The organism is Streptomyces vastus, assembly GCF_039532825.1.
GTDB lineage: Bacteria > Actinomycetota > Actinomycetes > Streptomycetales > Streptomycetaceae > Streptomyces > Streptomyces vastus.
Genome location: NZ_BAAASJ010000060.1, coordinates 22144 through 47064, shown reverse-complemented (window position 1 = coordinate 47064; position 24921 = coordinate 22144). Strand labels below are relative to the sequence as shown.

Below are 24921 nucleotides of genomic sequence, written 5' to 3'. Positions count from 1 at the left end.
CGAATTCGAGAGTGGGGGAGCGACCAGCCACAACGGACCCGCGGCTCACAACCGGCCTGCATAAAAGCGGCCCACCAGCGGAGCGTCAGCGCCGAGCCCGCGGATCCCCCAGCTCCCCCCGCAGCCGCTGCGCACGCAACACCAGTTCCAGCTCGAACCGTCGATCGGGGTCATCGATCTCGTCCCCCCACAGTTCGCGGATCTGCCGAAGGCGATACCGCACCGTCTGCGGATGGACCCCGAGCCGAGCGGCCACCTCGGGTGCACCGCCCCGCGTCTCCAGCCACGCCAGCAGCGTCTCCGCCAGCCGCCGCCCATGGGTGGGCCCGCAATGTGCGAGCGGCGCCAGACACCGCAGCGCAAGGTCGTCGATCAACTCCTCCGGCTGAAGCAGAACCAGGGCCTCCGTGTGTTCCGTGCAGTAGAGGACGCCCCCGGAGGGCAGCAGTCCGCGCTCCATCAGCCGCACCGCCGCCTCGGCCCAGCGCAGCGACTTCGCCGCGTCGGCCAGTGGTACGGGCGGGCCGATGGCACCCGCCCAGCCGGTCATCGCGCGCCGCAGGAGCTCGGGGCGCCCGGCGGCGTCCGGGTCGGGCACGACCATCCGGGGCTGTTCGTATTCCATGTCCAGCAGTACGCCCTGCCCTACGGCGGGGGCGACGGCCTCCCGGGCGGGCCGCAGCAGTACGCCCACCGCAACCTTGCCGGGCAGCGGCCAGCCGATGCGCGCGGCCCGTTCGCCGAGCGCCTCGGTCGGGTCGCCCCGGTGGTGCTCGGTGAGCAGCAGTTCCATGAGCCCGCGCTGGAGACGGAGCCGCTCGCCGGCCTGCCGGGCGGCGGCCTCGGCGTAGCCGCGTACGGACTGGTCGACGAGCCCGTCCAGGTACTCGTAGCCGGCGTCGACCAGCTCGTACATCGCGGGCGGCGGGATCTCCACGCGCTGCCCGATCTCGGCGAAACGGCGCCAGGCGAGGCGTACTCCCATCCGGTAGATCGCCTGGAGCGAGTCGAGGCTGCGGCCGTTCAGTCCCTCACCTCGGCCGAACTCCTGGAAGACCTCGGGGTGGACGCGCGGGCGGCCCTCGGAGCTCTCCAGATGCTGGATGAAGACCTCGATGGCCCGGCGGATGCCGATCAGCGCCATGGGCTCGCCGGAGTCGTCGAGCACGACGGGCAGATGGGGGTACTCGCGGCGGATCTCCCGCAGGATCTCCTCGGCGAGGTCCGGCGCCTCGGCCAAGGCGATGGCCGCGAACTGCCGGACCTGGAGGCGCGGTACGTCACGCCAGGCCGAGCGCGTGCTGATGGTTCCCGTGGTTCCCGGGCGGAGCGCCATGGTCAGCGTTCCCGGCCGGCCGTCTCATACGTGATGAGTGGGGTGTTCGGCTGGTCGGGCGTCGCGTTCAGCAGCGCGACGATGCCGACGGCGGCACCAACGGCGAGTACGGCGGCGGCGGTTACCGTCAGCAGGGCGGCAAGCAGTCTGGGCATCGAAGGGTCAGCCCTCTCAGTCGAAAGGTGGTCCCACCGGGTTGAATGGTGGTCCCACCCCGGTCAACCGCATCAGAAGTCTGTGCGGCTGCCTGCCCATTCATACGCCCCAGCCGGCCCCTTCCGGCAGGGGACAGTCTCGACAATGCATTGACACTTCGTCAAGGGTGCGCTTACGGTTCCCGGCCCATACCGCTTGTGCACCCTCCCACCACTGTGTCCGCACATCCCTGTGCCGTGTCACCACAAGCCTCTGGAGTGCCCGGATGCGCCGCACTGCCTCACCGTTTTCGCTGATCATCCTGGGTCTGGGCGTGTTTTTGCTCGTCCTGGCCCCCCTGCTCGCCTGGTTTGTCGAACCGCGCGCCAAGCAGAATCCGATCGACATCGACACCAAGACCGTGTTCACCGGCACGGGAAGCTATTTCGACACGGATGAGATCGAAACCGTTCACAACAAAAAGATCACGATCACCCGGCAGGTCCGCGGCGATGTCGCCGACAGCGAGAAGAGCGGCCGGGCTGTCTGGGACGTTTCGACGACCCTGGACACCGAGAAGTCGCTGCCGGCCGCCGACCCGCATGACGCGCTGCGCTGGACGATGGAGCGCTGGGTGACCGACCGGAAGACGAACGCTCCGGTGCACTGCTGCCAGGAGGAGCCGTACTTCGAGGGCGAGGCGTATCTGAAGTTCCCCTTCGACGTGCAGAAGCGCGATTACCGCTGGTGGGACAACATCCTGGGCTCGACGATCACCATGGAGTACCAGGGCAAGAAGAAGATCCAGGGGTACGAGGGCATGCAGTTCACCGCGAAGGTGGCGCCCGCCAAGAACGGCACCCGGATGGTGCCGGGCAGCATCGTGGACCAGCCCGAGCGCAGCCAGGTGCTCGCCGAGGAGTGGTACTCCAACCACGGTCTCGAGCTGGTCGTCGACCAGGCCACGGGCCGGATCATGTTCGCGGCGACCGGGATCCGTCAGACGTTGCGGGCACCCGGCTCCGACGAGGACGCCGCGGTTCTGCTGGACAGCAAGCGCATCGCCTTCACCACTGATACACAGAAGAAGCAGGTGGAACTCGCCAAGGCCGACTCTCGCCAACTGCGCATGGTGGGGCAGACGTTGCCCATCGGGGCGGGCGTGGCGGGCGGACTGCTCGCCATCGTGGGGGTCATTTTGGTGGTGCGCGGGCGTCCGCATCCCGAAACGTCCGAGTCGTCCCAGCAGCCACTCACAATGTGATGAGACGTCAGCTGGATAAAGGCCGGAATTTGTCACCCGGGTGAGTAGCAGCATCGAACCGGTGGGCGAAAACTATCCACCCCCACCCAAACACAGCCTGCCCACACCATCGCCACAGCCGGTTCCACAACCACCACACATCCGCACCGCGTGAGCTTGCCGAAAACGCCGCACTTGCCGTACCCCCCACGCTGGTTCCGCACCCCGAGACGAGTTGGAGCACCAATGCCCCAGCACGTGCCTTCGTCGTTGCGCGCTGCTTTCCCCCGCACCGCGCAGCGACCCCCGGCGCATCCCCCACAGCCGCGCCGTGTCGTCTTCCTCGCCCGCCGTGACTTCGGCAACGCGGCGGCGGGCGGTTCCGAACTCCTCGTCGACAAGCTCGCCGAGGGCCTGACCCAGCTCGGCCACCAGGTCACCCTGCTGTGCGGGGGCCCGGCCGCATACCGCGACTACCGTGTCGTGTCGGCCGGCGGCGACCTCGGCCACTATCTGAAGGTCCGTTCGGCTTTCCAGCGCCAGGTCGGTGACTGCGATCTGCTGGTCGAGGTCTGCAACGGGATGCCGTATCTGGCGCCGTTGTGGCATCGCGGCCCGACCCTGTGCCTGGTCAACCATGTGCACACCGATCTGTGGAAGATGCGGTTCGGCGGTCCGCTGGCGCCCGCCGCCCGGCTCGGCCGAAGACTCGAGCACTGGGCACTCGCGGGTGCCCAGCGCCGCAATCTGCTGGTCGCCGTCTCCCCGTCGACGGCACACGCGCTGCGCGACATCGGGGTCGAGCGTGAGCGCATACGGGTCGTCCACAACGGCGTCGAGGAGCCGGGCCCGCGGGCCGAGCGCTCGCCGGAGCCGCTGTTCCTGGCGATGGGACGGCTCGTCGAGTACAAGCGCATCGATCTGCTGCTGCGGCTGTGGGAGCGGGTCCGCCCGGTCACCGGCGGCCGTCTGGTGATCGTCGGCGACGGGCCGGAACGCGAACGTCTGGAACAACTCGCAGGCCCCGGCGTGGAGTTCAGGGGTCATGTCTCCGAAGCCGAGAAGCACCGGCTGCTCTGCGCCGCCTGGATGCTGCTGCACCCCTCGGCGGTCGAGGGCTGGGGCCTGGTGGTGACCGAGGCAGCCGCCCGTGAGACTCCGGCCATCTCCTTCGACGTACCCGGTCTGCGGGACTCCATCGTGGACGGCGAGACCGGGCTCCTTGCCCGCGGCGAGTCGTCGTTCGCGGCGGCCTGGTGCACCCTCGCCCTGTCCGCCGAACGCCGCACCCTGATGGGCAAGGCGGCCCGTGAGCGTGCCGCCCAGTACCGCTGGCATCAAACGGTCCGTCAGTTCCGCGCGGTCGCGGCGGAGGCGGTGAGGAGCTACCAGCCATGAGCACTTCCACGGGTTCCGGCAGAGGCACGGGCAAAGGCAGACGTACGGGGACGGGTCTGAAGGACCCCTCGCTGCGCCGTTCCGTCGCCCTCTTCCGCGCCTTCCTCCATGAGCAAGAAGACCCGGAGGCCTGCTACTCGCTGCTCGCCCGTGACGCCGTCGACCAGGTGGAGGCGTACGACGGTCCGGTGAAGGGCCGGACCGTCGTGGACGTGGGCGGCGGGGGCGGCTGGTTCACCGAGGAATTCCGGCGGCGCGGCGCGTACGCCTACCTCTTCGAGCCGGACGTACAAGAACTCGGCGAGAAGCCGCCCGAGGGCGCGGTCGTCGCGGACGGCTATCTGCTGCCGTTGGCGGACGGCGTCGCCGACGTCTGCTTCTCCTCCAACGTCCTCGAGCATGTGGCCGACCCGCAGACCTTCCTCAGCGAGATGGTGCGGGTCACCAAGCCCGGCGGACTGATCTATGTGTCGTTCACCAACTGGCTGTCCCCCTGGGGCGGTCACGAGTGGGCGCCCTGGCACTACTTCGGCGCCGAGCGGGCCCGCGCCCGCTACCGGCGGCGTACCGGCAAGGACGCCAAGCACACCCTCGGCGAGAACCTCTTCGCCGTACATATCGGAACCACCCTCAGGCAGGTGCGCGAAAGAGACGACGTCACGGTCGTCTCGGCGCGCTCCCGCTACTGGCCGTTCCTCGCGGAAACCGTCGCGAAGGCGCCGGGGCTGCGCGAGTTCGCCACCTGGAATCTCCTCCTCATACTCCGGCGGTATCCATGACCAGTACGGTCCAGTCGGCTCCTCCCCCGGCGCCGACACGTCCCCTCCCTCCTGTGCCCGATCCCCCTGAGGGGCCGCGGTCACGACGGTGGCTTCTGGGGTTCTGGGCCGTGGTGTTCGTGCTGTTCCTGGCCGTGGACCCGGGCCGGCAGACCTTCGAGACCAAGCTCGGGGTGTCGGTCGATCCCTGGCAGTTCATGGCCGATCTCGGTCAGCTGTGGCACGACCGGGGCGGCTTCGGCGGTATCGCGGACCAGTACATCGGTTACGCCTTCCCGATGCTGCCGTACTACGCGCTGACCGACCTGCTGGGCATACCGGTGTGGCTGGCCGAGCGCCTGTGGCTGTCGCTCGTCGTGAGCGTCGCCTTCTGGGGTGCGCTGCGGCTGGCCGAGCGGCTCGGCATCGGCAACCGCCCCTCCCGGCTGCTGGGCGCGGTGGTGTACGCGCTGTGGCCAGTGTTCACCATCGTCGTCGGCTCGACCTCGGCGGCGGCGCTGCCGGGCGCGATGCTGCCGTGGGTGCTGCTGCCGCTGACGAACGAGCGTTACAGCGCGCGGATCGCCGCCCTGCGCTCGGCGCTGCTCATCCCCTTCATGGGCGGCGTCAACGCGGCGACAACTCTGGCCGCCCTGCTGCCCGTCGGCCTGTATCTCCTCTCCCGCCCGCGCGGCCCGAGGCAGCGCAAGCTGATCGCCTGGTGGGTGCCGGGGGTGATCCTGGCGACGGCCTGGTGGGTGATCCCGCTGCTGCTGCTCGGCATCTACGGCGAGAACTTCCTTCCGTACATCGAGAGTTCACAGACCACCACGGCCACCATGTCGGCCACGGAGATGCTGCGCGGCGCCGGCAACTGGGTCGCCTATCTGAACTTCGGCGAGGCCTGGCTGCCCGCCGGCTGGACCGTCGCCTCCTCGGTGCTCGTGATCGTCTGCTCGGCTCTCGCGGCCGGCCTCGGTCTCGCCGGGCTCGCCCGCCGCGATCTGCCCGAACGGCGCTGGCTGGTCCTGGTCGTGCTGTCGGTCGCACTCATCACCCTTGCCGGGTACGGCGGTTCGTTCGGGGCGCCCTTCCACGAGACCTTCCAAGGCTGGCTGGACGGCGGCCTCGCTCCCTTCCGCAACATCTACAAGTTCCAGGTGGGCCTGGCCCTCGCGCTGGTCTTCGGGCTGATGCATCTGGTCGGCGTCGCCTCCGAGACACGGGGCGCCCGTCCCGTACGCGGCCGGCGGTTCGCCCCGCTGATCGCGGCGGTCCTCGTCCTGCCCGGCCTCGCCCTGCCCTACTTCAACGGGTCGATCCTGCAACCGGGTTCGTTCCAGGAGCTCCCCAAGTACTGGAAGGCCACGGCCGACTGGCTGGAGAAGTACTCCCCCGACTCCCGCGCCCTCGTCGTCCCCGCCACCGCGCACGGCATCTACACCTGGGGCTCCCCCATCGACCAGCCCCTCGACGTGCTCGCCGAGTCCCGCTGGGCGCAGCGGGACTACGTGCCGTTCGGCACCGCGGGCAACCGGCGCGCCATGGACGCGGTCGAGCAGGCGCTGCTGACGGGCGGCGAAGTCCCTGGCCTGGCCGACTACTTGAGCCGGGCCGGGCTCCACTACGTCGTCGTGCGCAACGATCTCGACCCGGACCAGATGGGCTACGTACCGACCACGACGGTTAAGCGCACCCTGGAGGAGTCGGGCTACCGCCGGGTGACCGGCCTCGGCCCGGTGATGACGGGCGGGACGATCGCGGAAGACACCCCGGTGCAGGTCGAGGGCCTGTATCCGCGGCACCGCGCCGTCGAGATCTACGAGCCGGCCGAGGACGTGCAGCGGCCCGGGCAGGCCGGACTGAAGGCCGTCGCCGACACGGCCGTGGTCTCCGGCGGCCCTGAGGCACTGCTGCCGATGTCCGCCGATCCGGCATTCCGGGACCGGCCCGCGGTGCTGACCGGTGACAACCACCCCGGGCTCGGCACTCCCCCGCTCCAGGTGACGGGTGACGGGCTGCGGCGCGCCGACACCCGGTTCGGTCTGGTCAACGCCAACACCTCGTACACGTACACCCGCGACGAACGCAATCACTCCGGCAGCTTCCAGGACGCCGGTGAGAAGCCGCACCAGATCCTGCCGACGGAGGGCATCGAGCACCAGACGGTGGCCGAGCTGCGTGGCGCTCGCTCGGTGACCGCCTCGTCGAGCGGCAACTGGCTGTTCCATCTGCCGCAGTACGACCCCGTGAACGCCTTCGACGGCAATCCGAACACCGCGTGGGCCGAGGGCGCCGCGGGTTCGGCGAACGGCGAGTGGCTGCGGATCGGCTTCACGGAGAAGACCGACATCCCCTCCTCGATCCGGGTCACGCCGCTGCCGCAGGACAGTGTGCGGTCGGCGCCCACCCGGGTCCGGGTGGAGACCGAACGCGGCTCCGCGACGAGCTACCTCCAGGCCAACGGCATGCGGCAGCGGATCAAGGCGCCTGAGGGCGAGACGGACTGGCTGCGGATCACCATCGTCGACTCGGTGGCCCGGCACACCGGTCTCACCGGGGCCGGTTTCTCCGAGATCAGCATCCCCGACGTCCAGGTGACCCGCATGCTGCGGCTCCCCAGGGACGCCGAGCGCACCGACGCCGCCGCCGAGGTCGTCTCGCTCCACCGGGCCTCCGACCCGGGCGGCTTCTCCCCGACGGGCACGGAGGCGGGCCTGCACCGCCGCTGGAACTCCGAGGCGGCGGGCTCGTACGAGGTGAAGGCGAGCGCGGTCCCGATCCCGAGCACCGAACTCGACGAACTGCTCTACCGGGTGGCGCCCGAGCAGCAGAGCCAGATCACCGCGACCGCCGACTCCACGGCCAACCTCGGTGTCGGTCTGTCGCCGCGCAATCTCACCGACGGCGATCTGACCACCGCCTGGATCGCCGGGGACAACCCCACGATCCATCTGCGCTGGCCGGACAAGCAGGCCGTCGACGAGATCGTCCTGCCGCCCGCGGGCGGTCTGTCCACCCGGCCCACCAAGGTGAACATCAGCTCGCCGGACGGCGCGGCGATCGCCGGTGTCGACGAGAACGGCATCGTCCGCTTCCCCGCGATCACCACCGACCGGCTGGACATCACGATCACCGACACCGCGGAGATGACCGTCCACAACCCGGTCGTCGACGAAGATCTGCAACTGCCGGTCGGCCTGACCGAGGCGTACATCCCGGCGCTCGACCAGTACCGCACCCCGCAGCCCGACGTCGACCGCACCTTCGACGTGCCCTGCGGCCAGGGCCCGACGCTCGCCATCGACGACGAGCTGTACGAGACCAGCGCGTCCGGAACGGTCGAGGACCTGGTGGAGCGGCGGCCCATCGAGGTGACGCTCTGCCAGCAGGGCCGCGCGGACACCTCGCTCTCCCTCGACTCGGGCGCGCACCGCGTCGAGGCGGGCGACGCCGGTCCGCTCGCGGTCACGGACGTCACGCTGACCCGCGGCACGGTCGCAGCCCCCTCCACGACCGAGCGTGAGCTGGAGATACGGGACTGGCTGGGCGACCTCCGCGAGGTGAGCGTCGGCTCGGGTGCGGCCTCGTATCTGACGACGTACGAGAACTTCAACGAGGGCTGGAAGGCCACGCTGAACGGCGACGAGCTGGACCCGGTCCGGCTCGACGGCTGGCAGCAGGGCTGGCGGATCCCAGCGGGCGAGGGCGGCAACGTCAAGCTGTCGTACGAGCCCTCCACGACGTACGAGGCCGGGCTGATCGGCGGCGGGGTCGGAGTGCTCGCGCTCGCGGGTCTCGTCCTGTACCGGCGCAACTCGCCCAACACGGACGAGCCCTCGCCGCTGCCGCCCGCTCCCGGGATGATCCTGGGCGTCGTGGCGCTCACGCTGGTGGCTGCCGTGATCGCCGGCTTCTTCGCGCTCCTGGTGCCGGTTCTGGCACTCATCGCATGGAAGCGGCACGCGCTGCTGGTGCCGATCGCGTTCCTCGCGCTCGCGGGGGCCGGGATCGCCGCCGCCACGGGCGCGGGGACGCCGGCCTCGGCGGACGAGGGGACGTTCGGTCCCGCGGCCCAACTGCTGGCGCTGATCGGGCTGTTCGCGGGGCTGGTGTCGACGCGCGGTGCTGCGCTGGAGCCACAGGGGGCTCAGGGGGCTGTGCCTCCGGGATCGCAGCCCGGAGGTTCCGGAGGATTCGGCGGTCCCGGCGGGTTCGGTGTTCCGCCTGTGCCGCCGGCGCCTGCGCCTGCCCCCGCGCCCGGCTCGGAGGCGCCTACGGCGCCGCTGCCGAATCGGCAGCGCGGAGAGACGTACGGGCCGCCCGGGACGACGTCTCCGTCGGGGGCGCCCGAGGCCGGGTCTCCGTCGGGACCGGGTGCGGGTGCGACGCCGAGTGAGGGTGCGGGTGAGCCGGGACTGCTGCCGCCGCCCCGGACGCCTCAGGAGTCGTCTCAGACGCCGGAGTCGCAGGAAGCAGCGCCTCAGACGCCGCCGAAGTACGAGGCCGGGCCCACCGTCTCCGCGCGGGGCCCCGAGTCCGACCGGCGGATACCCGATCCACCGACCGTCCGCTTCCCGCTCAGTAAGCCGAAGCTCAAGGCGACACGTCCCGAAGGGACCGAAGCGACGGAACCACGGGACAAGGAAGAGACGGGGGAAGGCGAAACCACATGACCACCCTGGACCACTCGGCGCGTGACGGCACGGACGGACCCGTACGGCCGCCCGCCCGGATCCCGTTCCCCGTCGTGGACGAGGTCGCCCGGCACTGCCTCCAGGAGGAGGAGCCGGAGACCGTCCACATCGAGGTCCACCTGCCGGGCCATCTCGACCCGGCCCGCCTGAAGACGGCCTTCACCGCGGCCCTGCACCGCCACCCCCGCATCCTGATGCGCGAGGCCGCGGGGCCCTGGTACCGCCGCCGCTACGAATGGGAACTCACCCGCGACCCGGACGTGGAGGTGGTGACGTTCCCGGCGCCGGACCGCGACGCCCTGAAGCACGCCCGGGACAGGGCGCTCGCCTCCGCCCCGCCGCTCTCGGCGTCCCCGCCGATCAGGCTGGAGGTCGTCCGCGATCCGGAGGACGACGGCACCGTTCTCTTCCTCACCATCAACCACACCGCCCTGGACGGCCCCGCCTGCCTCAGGGTCCTGGCCACCGCGGCCGAGCTCTACGGAGGACGCGACAACGCCCCCGCCGCGCCCCCGACCCGTACAGCAGGCGCCGCCCCCACGGAAGTTGACGCCCCCTCCAGCTGGACCCCGCCCGCCCGGGTCGCCCACGGCACCCCCGAGCCCTCCCCCGGCAACGGCATGCTCGTGTCCGAGCTGAACGTGCCGCACCGGCCCAAGGGCTCCCCCTACACCGTGAACGACCAGCTCATGGTGGCCACCGCGATGATGATCGCCCACTGGAACCGGGAACACGGCGCCCATCCCCGACCCCTGCGCATCACGATGCCGGTGGACGACCGGCCGCGCGGCACGGACATGCCCATCGGCAACGGCACCCGGCTCGTCGAAGTCCCGTTCACACCCGAGGAGCTGGACGCCTCCGACCTGCCCGGCCTGTTGCGTCGTACGGCGGACCGCACGCGCGCCCTCAAGGCCCAGCCGCGGCCCCAACTCGGCCACGGGGCTGCCCTGTTGACCTCCCCCTGGGCCCCCGTGCCCTGGCGGGCCGCGCTCACCAGAGGCCTGCGCCGAGCAGCCGCGCCCTGGACGTCGACGACCCTGCTGAGCAACATCGGCCGCGTCCCGTACCCGCTCGACTTCGGCGAGGGAGCGGGCCGCGCGCACGCGGTGTGGTTCTCCGCCCCCGCGCGCATGCCCCGCGGCCTGACCGTCACGACGGCCGCCACGGCGGGCCGGCTGCACCTCGCGCTGCGCTGGTCCCGCACCCTCCTCAGCCACGGCGACGGCTGCCACCTCCGCGACCTGTTCGAGCACTATCTGCACGCGACGGAACACGCGGAGGAGCCCCCGCGGGAGAAGCCCACGAGGGGGAACGGCCCATGACCACCGCCCCGCCCCGCCGCGAACGACCGCACGGACTACGGGACTTCTACGAGGACCCGGACGTCACCGTCGCCTCCGGCACCCCCCGCAGCCTCCGCCAGGCCCGGATGCTCGCCGAAGCCCTCGGCCCGGCCACATCCGGCGCACGGACCGTCATCGACATCGGCTGCGGCGACGGCAGCGCCGCCGCGACCGCTGCCCCGATCCTCGCGGGCCACCGCATCATCGGCGTCGACTGGTCCCAGGACGCCCTGAAACGCGCGCACGCCCACATCCCGTACGCGGTACGCGGCGAACTCACCGACGGCGGGCTGCCGTTCAGGTCCGGCTGCGCCGACGCCGTCCTGTTCAGCGAGGTCATCGAACACCTCGTGGACCCGGATGCGGCCCTCGACGAGATCCACCGGATCCTGCGCCCCGGAGGTCATCTCATGCTCTCCACCCCGAACCTGGCCGCCTGGTACAACCGGGCCCTGCTCCTCGCAGGAGTCCAGCCCGTCTTCTCCGAGGTGAGCCTGCGCGCCATCCACGGCCGTCCAGGGCAGGAGGTCGTGGGCCATCTGCGGCTCTACACCGCCCGCGCGCTACGGGAGTTCGTGGCCGCCTCGGGCTTCGAGGTCGTACGACTGCGGGGGGCGCCCTTCCACGGCGTACCGCGCCCGATGCGTCCACTGGACCGGCTGGCCTGCCGGGCTCCATCCATGTCCTCGATCCTGCTCCTGCACGCACGGAGGACGTAGCCCATGTGGTGGGGGGTAGCCGCGGCGCTGCTGGCGAACGTTCTGTACAGCACCGGTTTCGTCCTGGAGAAACGGGCGCTGGCGGCCATGCCCTCGGTGAGCGTCCGCGAACCGGCACGGCTGCTGCGCCTCGTCCTCGGCAGCCCGCTGTGGATCGGCGGCTCCCTAGCCCTTGCCAGCGGCTTCGGCGCCCAGCTCGTCGTCTACTGCACCCTGCCGATCGCTGCCGCCCAGGGCATCTTCGTCTCCGGCCTCGTCATCCTCGTCCTGCTCTCCTCGGTCCTCCTCGGCGAGGAGACCTCCGGCCGCGAGCGGTACGCACTCGGCGCCATCCTCGCCGCCCTGCTCATGGTCGTACTGTCGCTGAACGAACGCTCCGACACGGTCAGCCGCAGCGCCCCCGTCTCGATGATCCTGCTGGTCTGCCTGCCGACCCTGGCGATGGGCGTCTGGCTGTACGGCTCCGCCGAGCACCGCGCGCGCCGCCGGCACCGGATGCCGACCACAGGGGTCGAATACGGCGTGGCGGTGGGCCTGTTGTACGGGGTGAGCTCGCTGGCCATCAAAGGCGTGTCGAGCTACCTGACGGCAAGCGGCCTCGGCGGAGCGGTACTTGACCTGCTGGTCTCCCCGTATCCGTACATCCTGATGTTCACCGGCGCGTTCGGCCTGATCATGTCGCAGGCGGCGCTGCAACGCTGCCGGGCCTCGCTGATCGTGCCGGTCTGTACGACGGTGACCTGCCTGTTCACGGCGGTGCTCGGCACGCTCGCGTTCGGCGAGGCGCTTCCCGAGGACCCGGTACGGCTCGCGCTGCGGCTCGGCGGTACGGCGCTGGCGGTCTCCGTACTCCTCGCGATGCCCAAGCACGACCCGCCGGCGAAGCCGGAGCCCCGGCCGTCGGAACCGGAACCGCCGTCGGAGCCGGAACGGCCGTCGGAACCTGAGCCGATGTCGGAGTCCGAGCCGACGTCGGAATCCGAGCGGCCTTCGGAGCCCGAATCCCCATCGGAGCCCGAGCGGCCACCGGAGACCGAACCGGCAGCGGAGCCCGAACACCCCACCCCCACCCGGGAGTTGACCCCACCATGAAACCTGACGACCCGCTCCTGAAGATCCTGGCGTGCCCGCTGGACAAGGGGCCCCTGCACCTCCTCGTACAGGAACCGGAGGAGCCGGGAGGGCCAGGCGACGCCCTCTACAACCCACGCCTGCAACGCCGTTACCCGATCATCGACGGCATACCCCAGCTCCTCCCGTCCTCCGGCGAGCAGGTAACGGAAGACGAACACGAGCAACTGCTGCTGCGTATAACCGGGGGAAACCCCCAGACCCCCGGGATAGCCCCATGACCCTGGCGGCCCGCCTAGCCCCCTTCATCCCGCTGCGCGTCGTCGCCGCGGCGGTCCGGCTCGTCTACCCGCGCTTCGAGCCCGAGCTGGCCCGGCTCCCCGAGCTGTGCCCGCCGGACTGCGGCACGGCCGTGGACGTCGGCGGCTGGTACGGCCCCTGGACACGCCGTCTGTCGGACCGGGCACGCCGCGTCGTGACCGTCGAACCGGTCCCGCACCTGGCCCGCCTGCTGACCGACGCCACCCCCGGCAACGTACGGGTGGTCCGCGCCGCGGCCAGCGACCGCCGGGGCACCGCCCGGCTCTGGCTGCCGCCCGGCGACCAGGGCGACCGCGGCGTCTCCTCACTCATCCGCCGGGACATCCACGCCCGCGCCCTGGACGTCCCCTGTCTCACCCTCGACAGCCTGGACCTCCACGACGTCGGCTTCATCAAGATCGACGTCGACGGCAACGAACTCGCGGTCCTGCACGGCGCCACCGCCCTGCTGACCCGCGACCGGCCGGCCCTGTTCATCGAACTGGAGGCCCGCATCCAGCCGATCGCCCCGGTCGTCTCCCACCTCGCCCAGCACGGCTACGAGGGCTGGGTCCTGCCCGGCGACACCTGGCTCCCCCTGTCCTCCTTCGACCTGGAGGCCCACCAGGCACACGCCTCCCACGTCGTCTCCCAGGGCCTGCTCCGCCGGGTGCTGCCCTTCCGCGGCAACCGGTACATCCGGTACGTGAACTCCGTCCTGTTCCTCCCGGACGGCCGCCGCCCGGGCGAGCGACCCGTACGCGACGAGCGACCCGTACGCGACGACGGGACGCGTGTCCGCGAGGATGGGACGCATGCCCGCCGCGAAGCGACCCACCGGCCCGTTCACCCGGCTCGACTTCCAGCTCGTCCTGCTGCGCCGCATGGCCGACCACAATCCGGACCTGGTCGAGGAAGCCCGTCATGAGCTGGGCGTCTCGATCGCCGAGATGCGCGAGGCCAACCGCCGCTGGCAGGCGATGATCCGCGGCCCCCGCTCCCGCTCGGCCGCCTCCCTCCCCCACTCTCGGCTTCGCTCGAGCGGGGGGACCCCCATCCACTCGGTCCTCGGCCAGCCGGAGGCGGTGACGACCCGGAAGATCGGCGACCTGGAGTGCGAGGCCCGGCTCTGGCCCGTACCCCTGTGGCCGGACCTCCGCTTCGAGGTGCTCCTCGCCCCGAACGGAGTGGTCTGGAACGAGTGGCTGGTACGGGCGCCGGGTGCGGCGGGGCCTTCCTTGCGCACGCTCGACGACCTGACCCCCTGGTCCTGCACGGTGGACGAGGCGGCCCGCGCCTTCGCTCCCGCCCGGCCGCTGGAGGGAACGGCACCGACGAGGTGGGGGCTGAAGTTCCAGGCACCGGACTCGACGGGCGTACGAAAGGACTGCGTGGCGGAGTTCACATGGGGGCTGTTGCAGCGGGTGGCCGTGAGCGGCGGCCAGGGCGTCGCCGTCAGCGGGCGGCCTTGACGATCGCCTCCGCGACGACTGGCACCGAGTCCGTGTGCGGCGAGAGGAAGAGGTTCGGCTCGATCAGCTCCAGCTCCATCACGCGGGGCTCGCCGTCGTCTCCGTCCACGAGGTCGACGCGCGCGTAGAGCAGCTCGGGGTCGCCGGGTACGGCCGCCAACGCCCGCTCGGCGACGGCGAGTTCGGCGGGTGTCGGCTCCCACGGCCGCAGGTCCGGGTGCGGGACCTTGTCCTCGTCGTACGCGGTCCCGGGTTCGAGGACGGCGCCCTTGCGTATGGCATGGAGGAATCGCCCGCCGATGAACTGGAGGGCCCGCTCGCCCGCCGTGTCGATGCTCCGTACGTACGGCTGCACGATCGCGGTCAGCCCCTCCGCGTGCATCCGCGCGAGATGGCGTACGGCTGTCTCGTGTTCCCCGGGCGCGTAACGGGCGGCGTACCGGGCCCCCGCCCCCGAGGTGGGCTTGATGACGTACTCCTGCTCCTCGGGCAGATCGACCGGATCCCCCGGAGCGAGAAAGCGCGTGTCGACGACAGGCACCCCGGCTGCGCTCAGATCCCCCAGGTACCGCTTGTCGGCGTTCCAGCGCACGACGTCTGCCGGATTGGCGAGCGTCGTCGCCTGCCCGCACCGCTCGGCCCACGCCACGAACTCGGCGGCCCGCCAGGTGTAGTTCCAGGTGGACCGGATGACGGCAAGATCGAAGTCGCCCCACGCGACGTCCGGGTCGTCCCAGCACACGACGACCGCCTCGGCCCCGGCCTCCTCCACAGCGCCCGCGAGCACCGGCAGATCGCGGTCGTAACCGCTCTCCCGCACCTCCCGGCAGGTGACGAGCGCGATGCGGGTGCTGTGTGTCACGGGGACTCCTCGTCCGTACGTCGATTCCGCACGTCGATTGCATACGTCGATTCCAGCGGTTCGGCCCGCAGGGTAACAATCCGACCGGAACCGAAGCACCTGGAATTGACCTTCCCCTTTGGGGAGGCCACAGCATCGGTGACACGACGAGGAACGACCGGCTCGCGAAGTGGGCGCATGGAGATCGCGGATGGAGGTCGCATGGAAATGCTGACGATCGGGGCGTTCGCCAAGGCGTGCCGGCTGTCGCCGAAGGCGCTTCGGCTGTACGACGAGCTGGAGTTGCTGCGGCCCGCGCGGGTGGACCCGGAGAGCGGGTACCGCTACTACGCGCCGGAGCAGTTGGAGCAGGCACGTCTGGTGGCGTGGCTGCGGCGGCTCGGGATGCCGTTGGCCCGGATACGGGAGGTCTGCGCGCTCGAACCGGCGTCCGCCGCGGCGGAGATCCGCGCGTACTGGGCGCGGGTCGAGGCCGAGACGGCGACACGACGCGATCTGGCGGCCTTCCTCGTCGACCACCTTTCACAGGTTCCGAGGAAGGACACCACCATGCTGGAACTGCGTTACGCCGCCCTCTCCGACACCGGCCTTGTCCGCCCCGCCAACCAGGACACGGCCTACGCGGGCACCCGCGTCCTGGCCGTCGCGGACGGCTTCGGGCCCGCGGGTGCCCCCGCCAGTACGGCCGCGGTCGAGGCCCTCAAGTTCCTGGACGCCGAGCCGCTTCCGGCGGGCAGTGTCCTCAACCTCCTGGAAGACGCTGTCCAGGGCGCGACACAGGCGGTCCAGGACGTGACCCAGAACCCGAAGGAGGACGGCACCACGCTCACCGCGATGCTCTGGACCGGCTCGCAACTGGCCCTCGTCCACATCGGCGACAGCCGCGCCTACCTCCTGCGCGACGGCTCCCTCTTCCAGATCACCCACGACCACACGATGGTCCAGTCGATGATCGACGAGGGCCGCCTCACCCTGGAGGAGGCCATGGCCCACCCCCAACGCGCGCTTCTCCTCAAGGCGTTGACGGGCGCGGGCCCGGCTCCCGCTCCGGACGTACGGCTGCACGACGCGCTTGCGGGCGACCGCTATCTCCTCTGCTCCGACGGCCTCTCCAGCATCGTCCCGGACTCGGAGATCCTTGAGACCCTGACCACAATCCCCGCCCCCGAACAGGCAGTTCGCGCCCTGGTCATCGCGGCCAACAACTCCGGCGGCCCGGACAACGTGAGTTGTGTCGTGGCAGACGTCGTGACGACTGAATCCCGCTGAGCGCGGAGCTGGCCTGTTGTCACGACCGGATCGGCACCCACAGCTCGATCTGATCGTGCCGGCGGTAGAACTCGACCAGGGGCCGGGCATCATCGGCCGGCAGCGTCGCCTCGAGCTCGGCCATCCCGGCGGCGATCCGCTCATAGATCTGGGGCGGGTCACCGACCAGGCGGCCGCGCAGATAGCTGCCTCCCGGCAAGGTGCCGAGCTGCAGGCCCAGGCGGTCGGGGCGGTCGTCCTCCTTGACCGGCGTGCAGACCGTGTAGGTGTTCTGGCGTACGTCGATCTGCGCGTACATCTTGCGTCCGCGCAACCCGACCAGCTTCTCGAACGACGGCCAGAGCTGCTGGATGCGGGGCAACTCGTCGACGGTGGTCTGCTGCATGACGGTGACGTCCGGCCGCTCAATGTGATCGGGCGGGGCGGGAAATACCGATGGTGTCATGGCACCGAATACAAGCACTCGGCGCTGACATCCGGCCGGGCCGAACCGGCGGGCGTATGCGGTCACCGCCCGCTGGGAATTCGGCGATGTAAGGCAGTGAGCGAGGTCGAGGTGCCGAGCCTTGGCGTCGGGTCGGAGTCCTGACGTGTCCCGCACGCACACAAGCCCTTACGCGCAGGACACCCCAACGGCCGGGCCCGCCTAGCCCTTGAGCCGCTCCCGCAGCTCCTCCACATCAGCCAGAAACCACGTCTGCCGCCCGCGGTTGCACTCACGGACGAAGTCCCGCAGCGCCGAACTGGCCTCCGTGTGAGGGGATATGTCACCGAGGATGGCGATCCCCATGCCGTACTGGACGAACTTCTGGATGATCCCTCCGGCGATACGAGTGCTCAGCTGGAAGAACGCCTCATCGAACCGCTCGGCGGGAATGACGACCCACTGGGCGCCCTGATACCCGGCATCACCGATGAAGTCCAGGGCGTCGCGTTCGCTGCGGATGAGTTCGCCCTCGGCGGCGCACATCAGGACGGGCACGTCGTGGATCTTCTCCAGGGTGGTCATGGCTCCCAGGCTACGACTCAGCCGAGGCAGCCGGTCCTGCACGGCACATGCTCGGTGACGCCACGTCATGCTTTCGACCTGACGAACGTCACTGCGAAGTGATGACACCCCGCCCTGCCAGGCGAGTGTGGAGGCGGCTGAGATGGATGCATGACCTCGACCTGGCCGGCGCCCAGGAGCTGCGGCGGGGGTTCGGGGAGCGGGCCACGATGGTCACGGCCGACCAGGGCGGGCACGGTGTCTATCCGTTCGGCCGCAACACGTGCGCGAAGACTCGGTGACGGCGTTCCTGACCGCGGCAGGGCCCGTCGCGGGACCTCGCCTGCGCGGCGGAGCCGAGCAGGTAGCGGGAGTACGGGAGTAGACGCATGTTCAAGGAGTGGCGGCATCGTCGGGCCGTGCAGCGGGTCAAGCCCGGGGACGGGCGACCATTGAAGCGTTTCCGCTGGTGGCAGATGCTTACCCGCGCACTGTTCCATCTTCGGCTGGTGAACGACGACGGCCGGCAGACGGTCTACGCCGTCGACGTCAGGCATCAGAATCAGTCGGAGGGCTACGTCAAGGCCCATCTGTATCTCGATGGCAGGCATCACGCCGAGTCCAGAGTTCCTGCCGTCTTCCCCGTCCAGGGCGGCACCGTCGAAGTAAGGACGAGCGGCTTCGGGCTCAAACGCTGCCACTACGTCAACGCCGAGGGGGCCGAGCACCAACTCGTCCCGGACCCCGCCTCCGCCGAGGGGCACCGCGCGCGCCTCGACCGATCGCACCCCGCGCTGAGCCGCTGGATCGGTTTCCTCTCGCTGATCATGCTGGTCATCGGCCTGGTTCTCCTGATCCTTCAGCTCGCCGAACAGGTCACCCGGGCGCCGGAGGGCGTCGCCCAGTACGTCGGGACCTTCACCTCGCCCATTGATCTGCCGGCATGGGGCAACGCCGTGGTCGGGCTCGTCACTGCGGCGGCCAGCACCGAGCGGGCGCTGCGGCTGCGCTACAGCCGGCTGCTCGACGGCGGGGCGGGCTGAGCACCAGGAAACAACAGCCGTACAGAGCAGTGTCAGTTGACCGTGGGCAAACGGCGCGGCTCAACGCGCTCCTCGGCGGCCGAGTCGCCGTCGCGGGTTACGACGTACGCTCCCTTGCCGGGCAACTCGGTGACGGCTTCGGTAAGTTCGGTGCCGCGGTACACCAGGCCCACTCCGTCGTCGGTGCAGTGGGTGACAGGCAGGGTGCCGTCCGCGACGAGCCGGTGCACCAGGGGGCGGCGACCGGGGTCGGTGTCGTAGTGGACGCCGTTGCCGTAGGGGAGGAAACCCAACGCGTTGGTGAGCGGGCGGAGTTCGGGGCCGAAGGAGTCCGTGGTGCCGCCCTGGAACCAGCAGATCGAGCCCGCGCTGACGCCGCTGAGGACGACGCCCGAGCGCCAGGCCCGGCGGAGGATGTCGTCCAGGCCGTGCACCCGCCACACCGCGAGGAGGTTCGCCACCGAGCCGCCCATGACCCAGACCACGTCCTGGTCCAGGAGGGTGCCCTCCACGTCCTCGTGGTTGGGCATCGGGAAGAGCTGAAGGGGCGTGAGGTCGAAGCCCGCCACGCGTGCGGCCTCGGACATGCGGGCGGTGAAGTGCTCGGCGTCGCCTATCGCCGTGCCGAGGTACATGACGCGTGGGCGGCGGCCGTGGGCGCCCGACAGGTCGACCGCGTGGTGCACCAGGGCGTCGAACATCACCATGGTCCGGCCGCCGCCGGCTCGGTGGCCGCCGGAGGTGGCGAGGATGGTGGGCTCCCGTCCGTTCACGGGAGCGGGAGACGGAGAAAGAGACGGAGAAGGGGCGTTGGCGGGTGCGGGTGTGGGTGTGGGTGTGGGTGCGGTCATGACGGGGGATCGTAACGAGCCCTGTCAGGCCGTTGGGTCGTCGTCGCCCTCCGGGTCCCAGTCCAGCAGACGTACCTTCGCCACAGTGCGGACGTGGCGGCGCATCGCCGTGGCCGCCTGCCTCGGGCGGCGGTCGGCGATCGCGTCGAGGATCGCGTGGTGCTGGGCCAGAGAGCGGGTGGGGCGGCCCGGCTGGCGGAGGGATTCGTTGCGGCTCTCGGTGATCTGGTCGGCGATGGAGCGCATGAACTCGGCGAGGATGCTGCTGTGGGCCGCCGCCGTGACCGCGGCGTGGAAGAGCCGGTCGCCCTCCACTCCGTGGGCGCCCTCCTCGATCTCACGTGCCATGTGGTCGAGGGCCTGGCGCAGGGCGGCGAGATCGTCGTCCGTGCGGCGCTCGGCGGCGAGTTCGGCGAGCTTGGTCTCCAGGGCCTCGCGGGCTTCGAGTACGTCGGGAAGGCGCCGACGGCGTTCGACGAGCCGGTCGACGGGTTCCACGTCGAGGCTGTCGCGGACCAGATACGTACCGCCGCCGTGCCGCGCCTCGACCAGGCCCTGTACCTCCAGGACCACGATCGCCTGCTTCACGGAGGCGCGGCTGACACCGAGACGGGCCGCCAGGTCGCGCTCGGGCGGCAGACGGTCACCGGCGCGCAGACCGCCCTCGGCGACGTACTGGCGCAACCGCTCCAGCACCTGCTCGTAGAGGCGCTGTTTCGTCATGGGGCGCAGGGCTTCGGTCATGGGGTCCCCCCTCGCCGGGAGCCTAACACTGTGGTCCAGTGGTCCATTGGCTGAGCCAATTCCTGCGCGACCCCTTGACGTCCGTACGCGTCGCACCCACGCTGTCCAGCGACCAAAGTGGTTCAGCCACTTGGCCAATCAGCCAGCCCTCCATGCCACTCCGGGGCCCAAGGACGGGAGCCCGTATGTCCGCCGAACTGATATCGATCCTCGTACTCGTCGTGGTGTTCGTGATCGCCACCACCCGCTCCATCAACATGGGCGCGCTCGCCTTCGCCGCCGCGTTCGGGGTCGGCGAACTCGTCGCGGACCTCAACGCCGACGAGATCTTCGCGGGCTTTCCCGGTGACCTCTTCGTCGTGCTCGTCGGGGTCACGTACCTGTTCGCGATCGCCCGCGCCAACGGCACCACCGACTGGCTCGTGCACGCCTCGATCCGGCTCGTACGCGGCCGGGTCGCGCTGATCCCGTGGGTGATGTTCGTGATCACGGGGGCGCTGACCGCGATCGGCGCGGTCAGTCCGGCCGCGGTCGCGATCGTGGCGCCGATCGCGCTGAGTTTCGCGGCGCGGTACGGGATCAGCCCACTGCTGATGGGCGCGATGGTGGTGCACGGGGCGCAGGGCGGCGGCTTCTCGCCGATCAGCATCTACGGATCGATCGTCAACGGGATCGTGGAGCGCGAGAACCTGCCGGGCAACGAGATCGCCCTCTTCCTGGCCTCCCTGTTCGCCAACCTGGTCATCGCGGGTGTGGTCTTCGTGCTCTTCGGCGGCCTGAAGCTGTGGGCGCAGGGGGCGGTGACGCCGGACGAGCCCTTCAAGGACGCCTCCAAAGACGCCTCCGACGAGGGCGACCTTCCGGAGGGCGGTTCCGGCCCGCAGCCCGCTGGTACCGCCGCCGGCACGGGAACCGGCACCGGCACCAACACCGCCGTGGCCACCCGCCCCGACGCACCCACCACGCCCGACACCACCCGCCTCACCCCGGCCCGGATCGCCACGCTCACCTCGCTCGTCGCCCTCGTCGTAGCCGTCCTCGCCTTCGACCTGGACGCCGGTCTGACCGCGATCACCCTCGCCGTCGTGCTGAGCACCGCCTGGCCGGAGGACAGCCGCAACGCGGTCGGCCAGATCGCCTGGTCGACGGTGCTGCTGATCTGCGGTGTCCTCACGTACGTCGGTGTCCTGGACGAGATGGGCACCATCACCTGGGCCGGCGAGGGCGTCAGCGGCATCGGCGTCCCGCTGCTGGCCGCGGTCCTGCTCTGCTACATCGGCGCGATCGTCTCGGCGTTCGCCTCGTCCGTCGGGATCATGGGCGCACTGATCCCCCTCGCCGTGCCATTCCTCGCCCAGGGCGAGATCGGGGCGATCGGCATGGTGGCCGCACTGGCCGTGTCGGCGACGGTCGTCGACGTGAGCCCCTTCTCGACGAACGGCGCGCTGGTACTGGCCGCGGCGCCGGACGTCGACCGCGAGCGTTTCTTCAGGCAGCTGATGGTGTACGGAGGGATCGTGGTGGCGGCGGTACCCGCGGTGGCGTGGCTTGTGATGGTGGTGCCCAACTGGGGATGACCTGGGGATGGCCTAGGGATCACCTGGGATGACCTGGGGATTCCCCGGGGAGACCTGAGGATGCCGACGACGGCATGAGTGACGTACCGCCACGAGCCACGTACCGACGAACAACCAAGGAGTACGACGCGTGTCCCCTCTCTTCCCGGCCCTGGCCGAGGCCTCCGCGGACCCGCACGGACCCGGCGCGCACCGGCCCGCCCTGCGCTTCGGCGACCGTTCCCTGACGTACGGCGAGCTGGCCGGCGTGGCCGCGCCCCTGGCCGAGCGCCTCGCGGGAGCGGGCCGGATCGCCGTCTGGGCCACGCCCACCCTGGAGACCGCGGTCGCCGTGGTCGCCGCGCTGCTGGCCGGCGTTCCCGCCGTACCGCTCAACCCGAAGTCGGGCGAGAGCGAGCTGGGGCACATCGTGTCGGACAGCGCACCGACGCTGGTGCTCGCCGGACCCGGTGACCAACTCCCTTCGGCGCTGGGTGGGTTGGGACGCGCCGACGTCGACGTACGCGCCACGCGGACGTCCCGCGTGCCTGAAGACCCCAGCCCCGAAACCCCTGCCCTGATCGTCTACACCTCCGGCACCACCGGCCCGCCCAAGGGCGCCGTCATCCCCCGCAGGGCCATCGCCGCCACCCTGGACGCCCTCGCGGACGCCTGGCAGTGGACGGGCGACGACGTACTCGTGCACGGCCTCCCCCTCTTCCATGTGCACGGCCTGATCCTCGGCATCCTCGGCCCGCTGCGCCGCGGCGGATCGGTCCGTCACCTGGGCAGGTTCGAAACTGCGGGTGTGGCAAGGGAGTTGAGCGAGGGCGCCACGATGCTGTTCGGGGTGCCGACGATGTACCACCGGATCGCGGAGGCGCTGCCCGAAGACCCGGCTCTCGCGAAGTCTCTGGGGAGGGCACGACTGCTGGTGTCGGGCTCTGCGGCTCTGCCCGTGCACGACCACGAGCGGATCGCGGCGGCGACCGGACGCCGGGTCATCGAGCGGTACGGGATGACGGAGACCCTGATGAACACCAGTGTCCGTGCGGACGGGGAGCCGCGCGCGGGCACGGTCGGCGTTCCGCTGCCGGGTGTCGAGCTGCGGCTGACGGAGGAGGACGGGGTGACGGCCGTCGAGGCGTACGACGGGGAGACGGTGGGCGAGATCCAGGTCCGCGGCCCGAACCTCTTCACCGAGTACCTGAACCGGCCCGACGCGACGGCGGCGGCGTTCACGGAGGACGGCTGGTTCCGCACGGGTGACATGGCGGTGCGCGATCCCGACGGCTACGTACGCATCGTCGGCCGCAAGGCCACCGACCTCATCAAGAGCGGTGGTTACAAGATCGGGGCGGGTGAGATCGAGAACGCGCTGCTGGAGTACCCGGGCGTACGCGAGGCCGCGGTCACCGGTGAGCCCGACGCGGACCTCGGCGAGCGGATCGTGGCGTGGATCGTGCCGGACACGGAGCCGCAGACGGAGACGGGCTCGGCTCAATCACCGCCGTCCGCCGAGGAGTTGGCGGACCATGTGGCCCGTCGCCTGGCGCCCCACAAGCGTCCGCGCGTCGTCCGTTACCTCGACGCCCTGCCCCGTAACGACATGGGCAAGATCATGAAGCGCGCGCTGCCTCATGACTGACGGTTCTATGGCTGACGGCTCCATGGCTGACGGTTCCATGAGCGACGTAACCGGCGTACGGCGCTTGACGGCTCGCGAGGCGATCGGTCGCGTGGCCGAGGGTTTCACCGAACTCCCGGCCCCGGCAGGCGAGTACGCTCCCGACGGCCCGCTGTCCTGGCAGGGCTACGACGCCTCGCGCGCCCGCGCCGCGTCCCGCACAGGCGAGGAGGAGTCCGTCGTCTGCGGCAGCGCGCGGGTCGGCGGGACGGCCGCCGTGCTGATCTCGTTCGAGTTCGGCTTCCTGGGCGGGTCGCTCGGGGAGCGCACCGGGGACCGGCTGGAGGCGGCGTACACGTACGCGCGTGAGCACCGCCTCCCCGTCGTGTCCCTCGTGGCGACGGGCGGCAGCCGGATGCAGGAGGGCATGCGCGCGCTGGTCCAACTCCAGCGTGTGGCACGGCAGTCGGCGCTCACCCGCGCGGCGGGCCTGCCGCAGCTCGCGGTGCTGCGGGACCCGACGACGGGCGGCGGCTGGGCCACGCTGGGCGCGGGCGCCGACGTGATCCTCGCGCTGCCGGGCGCCCAGGTCGGTTTCGCGGGTTCCCGGGTCCGTCCGCCGGACGCGGACCCGGCGGCGTACACGGCGGAGGCGCAACGGGCGGCGGGTTCGATCGACGCGGTGGTTCCCCCAGAGGCGCTACCCGGGGTACTGGAGCTGTGGCTGCGCCTGCTGACCCGCCCGTCGACGACACCCGCCCCTCCCCCGCCCGCCCTGGGCCGGGCCGACCTCCCCGCCACCGGCCGTGAGGCGGTCGAGAACGCCCGCTCCCCTCAACGCCCCAGTGCCCAGGCCTACTTGGACGCGTATTTCACCCACCGCGCGCCGATCAGCGGCGACCGCACCGGCGGCGGCACCGACCCCGGCACCAGTTCCGACCCCGGAATGCTCTGCGGCTTCGGCGAACACGACGGCCGTACGATCGCCTACGCGGCCCAGACGGGCACCGCCACCCGCCCCGCCGGCTATCGCACCGCTGCCCGCCTGATCCGGCTGGCGGACCAACTCGGCATCCCTGTACTGACGTTGGTGGACACCCCGGGCGCAGCCAACGACGCGGAGGCGGAAGGTCAGGGCGTGGGCGCGGCGATAGCGGAGCTGTTCGCCGCCGTGGCCGCCGCGCGCACGCCCCTCACCAGCCTCCTGATCGGCGAGGGCGGCTCGGGCGGCGCCCTCGCCCTCGCCGCTCCGGACAACACCTGGGCCACACCGGACAGTTACTTCTCGGTGATCGCTCCGGAGCTCGCGGCGGCGATCCTCAAGCGGCCGGTGGAACAGGTGCCGGCAACGGCGGACGAACTCCGAATCCGGCCACAGGACTTGGTGGAGCTGGGGGTTGTGAAAGGTGTTGTGGGGGCTGAGAAAACCGCGACAAGCCCCGACAACCACAAGTACCCTCCGTAACAATGGGGTTGATGGAGAGTCACCGAGGACGGGGGGGCACC

General features: G+C 70.8%; 22 protein-coding genes and 1 pseudogene. 16 read left to right on the top strand and 7 right to left on the bottom strand.

Annotated elements, in window-relative coordinates; translation table 11 throughout:
* Window positions 1–85 precede the first annotated feature (85 nt).
* Window positions 86–1336 carry a PucR-like N-terminal domain-containing protein gene (locus ABD357_RS24945; RefSeq protein WP_344393057.1) on the bottom strand — a complete coding sequence of 417 codons (1251 nt, stop codon included), beginning with the start codon at window positions 1334–1336 and terminating at the stop codon, window positions 86–88.
* A gap of 2 nt (window positions 1337–1338) precedes the next feature.
* A complete protein-coding gene (locus ABD357_RS24940) occupies window positions 1339–1491 on the bottom strand; it encodes a hypothetical protein (RefSeq protein ID WP_344393054.1) in 153 nt (50 codons plus the stop codon).
* Window positions 1492–1757: 266 nt separating this feature from the next.
* Between ABD357_RS24940 and pgfA the strand changes: the two genes are divergently transcribed.
* From pgfA to ABD357_RS24890, 10 genes are all read left to right on the top strand, one after another.
* Window positions 1758–2735, top strand: a complete 978-nt coding sequence (pgfA, locus tag ABD357_RS24935) for a cell envelope lipid trafficking protein PgfA (RefSeq protein WP_344393052.1) — start codon at window positions 1758–1760, stop codon at window positions 2733–2735.
* 225 nt (window positions 2736–2960) lie between these two features.
* Complete coding sequence (locus ABD357_RS24930) at window positions 2961–4112, top strand: glycosyltransferase family 4 protein (RefSeq protein WP_344393050.1); 1152 nt, start codon at window positions 2961–2963, stop codon at window positions 4110–4112.
* Window positions 4109–4891 carry a class I SAM-dependent methyltransferase gene (locus tag ABD357_RS24925; RefSeq protein ID WP_344393049.1) on the top strand — a complete coding sequence of 261 codons (783 nt, stop codon included), beginning with the start codon at window positions 4109–4111 and terminating at the stop codon, window positions 4889–4891. The genes ABD357_RS24930 and ABD357_RS24925 overlap by 4 nt, the downstream gene beginning before the upstream one ends.
* Window positions 4888–9546: an alpha-(1->3)-arabinofuranosyltransferase gene (locus ABD357_RS24920; RefSeq protein WP_344393047.1), complete on the top strand. Its 4659-nt coding sequence runs from the start codon at window positions 4888–4890 to the stop codon at window positions 9544–9546. Before ABD357_RS24925 ends, ABD357_RS24920 begins: the two co-directional genes overlap by 4 nt.
* Window positions 9543–10892: a condensation protein gene (locus tag ABD357_RS24915; RefSeq protein WP_344393045.1), complete on the top strand. Its 1350-nt coding sequence runs from the start codon at window positions 9543–9545 to the stop codon at window positions 10890–10892. The genes ABD357_RS24920 and ABD357_RS24915 overlap by 4 nt, the downstream gene beginning before the upstream one ends.
* Window positions 10889–11632: a class I SAM-dependent methyltransferase gene (locus ABD357_RS24910; RefSeq protein WP_344393043.1), complete on the top strand. Its 744-nt coding sequence runs from the start codon at window positions 10889–10891 to the stop codon at window positions 11630–11632. The genes ABD357_RS24915 and ABD357_RS24910 overlap by 4 nt, the downstream gene beginning before the upstream one ends.
* Window positions 11633–11635: 3 nt before the next feature.
* The gene (locus ABD357_RS24905) at window positions 11636–12724 is read left to right on the top strand and encodes a hypothetical protein (protein WP_344393042.1); all 1089 of its coding nucleotides are present in this window, start codon (window positions 11636–11638) and stop codon (window positions 12722–12724) included.
* Complete coding sequence (locus ABD357_RS24900) at window positions 12721–12984, top strand: Trm112 family protein (protein WP_344393039.1); 264 nt, start codon at window positions 12721–12723, stop codon at window positions 12982–12984. The genes ABD357_RS24905 and ABD357_RS24900 overlap by 4 nt, the downstream gene beginning before the upstream one ends.
* Entirely contained in the window at window positions 12981–13931 is a 951-nt protein-coding gene (locus ABD357_RS24895; RefSeq protein WP_344393037.1) for an FkbM family methyltransferase, read from the top strand. The genes ABD357_RS24900 and ABD357_RS24895 overlap by 4 nt, the downstream gene beginning before the upstream one ends.
* Window positions 13819–14475, top strand: a complete 657-nt coding sequence (locus ABD357_RS24890; RefSeq protein WP_344393034.1) for a hypothetical protein — start codon at window positions 13819–13821, stop codon at window positions 14473–14475. Before ABD357_RS24895 ends, ABD357_RS24890 begins: the two co-directional genes overlap by 113 nt.
* On the opposite strand, the gene ABD357_RS24885 is transcribed toward ABD357_RS24890, so the two are convergent.
* A complete protein-coding gene (locus ABD357_RS24885) occupies window positions 14459–15337 on the bottom strand; it encodes an ATP-grasp domain-containing protein (protein WP_344393033.1) in 879 nt (292 codons plus the stop codon). The two genes, ABD357_RS24890 and ABD357_RS24885, sit on opposite strands and share 17 nt — an antisense overlap.
* A gap of 201 nt (window positions 15338–15538) precedes the next feature.
* On the opposite strand from ABD357_RS24885, the gene ABD357_RS24880 reads away from it, so the two are divergent.
* Window positions 15539–16606: a MerR family transcriptional regulator gene (locus tag ABD357_RS24880; RefSeq protein ID WP_344393030.1), complete on the top strand. Its 1068-nt coding sequence runs from the start codon at window positions 15539–15541 to the stop codon at window positions 16604–16606.
* 19 nt (window positions 16607–16625) lie between these two features.
* On the opposite strand, the gene ABD357_RS24875 is transcribed toward ABD357_RS24880, so the two are convergent.
* Together ABD357_RS24875 and ABD357_RS24870 are read right to left on the bottom strand one after the other, a co-directional pair.
* Window positions 16626–17051 carry a GyrI-like domain-containing protein gene (locus ABD357_RS24875; protein WP_344393028.1) on the bottom strand — a complete coding sequence of 142 codons (426 nt, stop codon included), beginning with the start codon at window positions 17049–17051 and terminating at the stop codon, window positions 16626–16628.
* A gap of 201 nt (window positions 17052–17252) precedes the next feature.
* Entirely contained in the window at window positions 17253–17615 is a 363-nt protein-coding gene (locus tag ABD357_RS24870) for a DUF4180 domain-containing protein (RefSeq protein WP_344393026.1), read from the bottom strand.
* Window positions 17616–17776: 161 nt separating this feature from the next.
* Between ABD357_RS24870 and ABD357_RS44810 the strand changes: the two are divergent.
* Both ABD357_RS44810 and ABD357_RS24860 read left to right on the top strand, forming a co-directional pair.
* Window positions 17777–17962 (top strand): annotated as a pseudogene (locus ABD357_RS44810) (alpha/beta hydrolase); the annotation flags it as partial.
* Window positions 17963–17983: 21 nt separating this feature from the next.
* Complete coding sequence (locus tag ABD357_RS24860) at window positions 17984–18637, top strand: hypothetical protein (protein WP_344393022.1); 654 nt, start codon at window positions 17984–17986, stop codon at window positions 18635–18637.
* 32 nt (window positions 18638–18669) lie between these two features.
* Here ABD357_RS24860 and ABD357_RS24855 read toward each other — a convergent pair whose 3' ends face one another.
* Window positions 18670–19410 carry a Type 1 glutamine amidotransferase-like domain-containing protein gene (locus ABD357_RS24855; protein ID WP_344393264.1) on the bottom strand — a complete coding sequence of 247 codons (741 nt, stop codon included), beginning with the start codon at window positions 19408–19410 and terminating at the stop codon, window positions 18670–18672.
* Window positions 19411–19512: 102 nt separating this feature from the next.
* On the bottom strand, window positions 19513–20232 hold the full coding sequence (locus ABD357_RS24850; RefSeq protein ID WP_344393020.1) for a FadR/GntR family transcriptional regulator: 720 nt from the start codon (window positions 20230–20232) through the stop codon (window positions 19513–19515).
* 185 nt (window positions 20233–20417) lie between these two features.
* Between ABD357_RS24850 and ABD357_RS24845 the strand changes: the two genes are divergently transcribed.
* The 3 genes from ABD357_RS24845 to ABD357_RS24835 all read left to right on the top strand — a co-directional run bounded on the left by ABD357_RS24845 (window position 20418) and on the right by ABD357_RS24835 (window position 24880).
* Window positions 20418–21809 (top strand): SLC13 family permease, encoded by a 1392-nt coding sequence (locus ABD357_RS24845; protein ID WP_344393018.1) that lies wholly within the window; start codon window positions 20418–20420, stop codon window positions 21807–21809.
* 130 nt (window positions 21810–21939) lie between these two features.
* Complete coding sequence (locus ABD357_RS24840; RefSeq protein ID WP_344393016.1) at window positions 21940–23436, top strand: acyl-CoA synthetase; 1497 nt, start codon at window positions 21940–21942, stop codon at window positions 23434–23436.
* 37 nt (window positions 23437–23473) lie between these two features.
* Window positions 23474–24880 carry a carboxyl transferase domain-containing protein gene (locus ABD357_RS24835; RefSeq protein ID WP_344393013.1) on the top strand — a complete coding sequence of 469 codons (1407 nt, stop codon included), beginning with the start codon at window positions 23474–23476 and terminating at the stop codon, window positions 24878–24880.
* Window positions 24881–24921 lie beyond the last annotated feature (41 nt).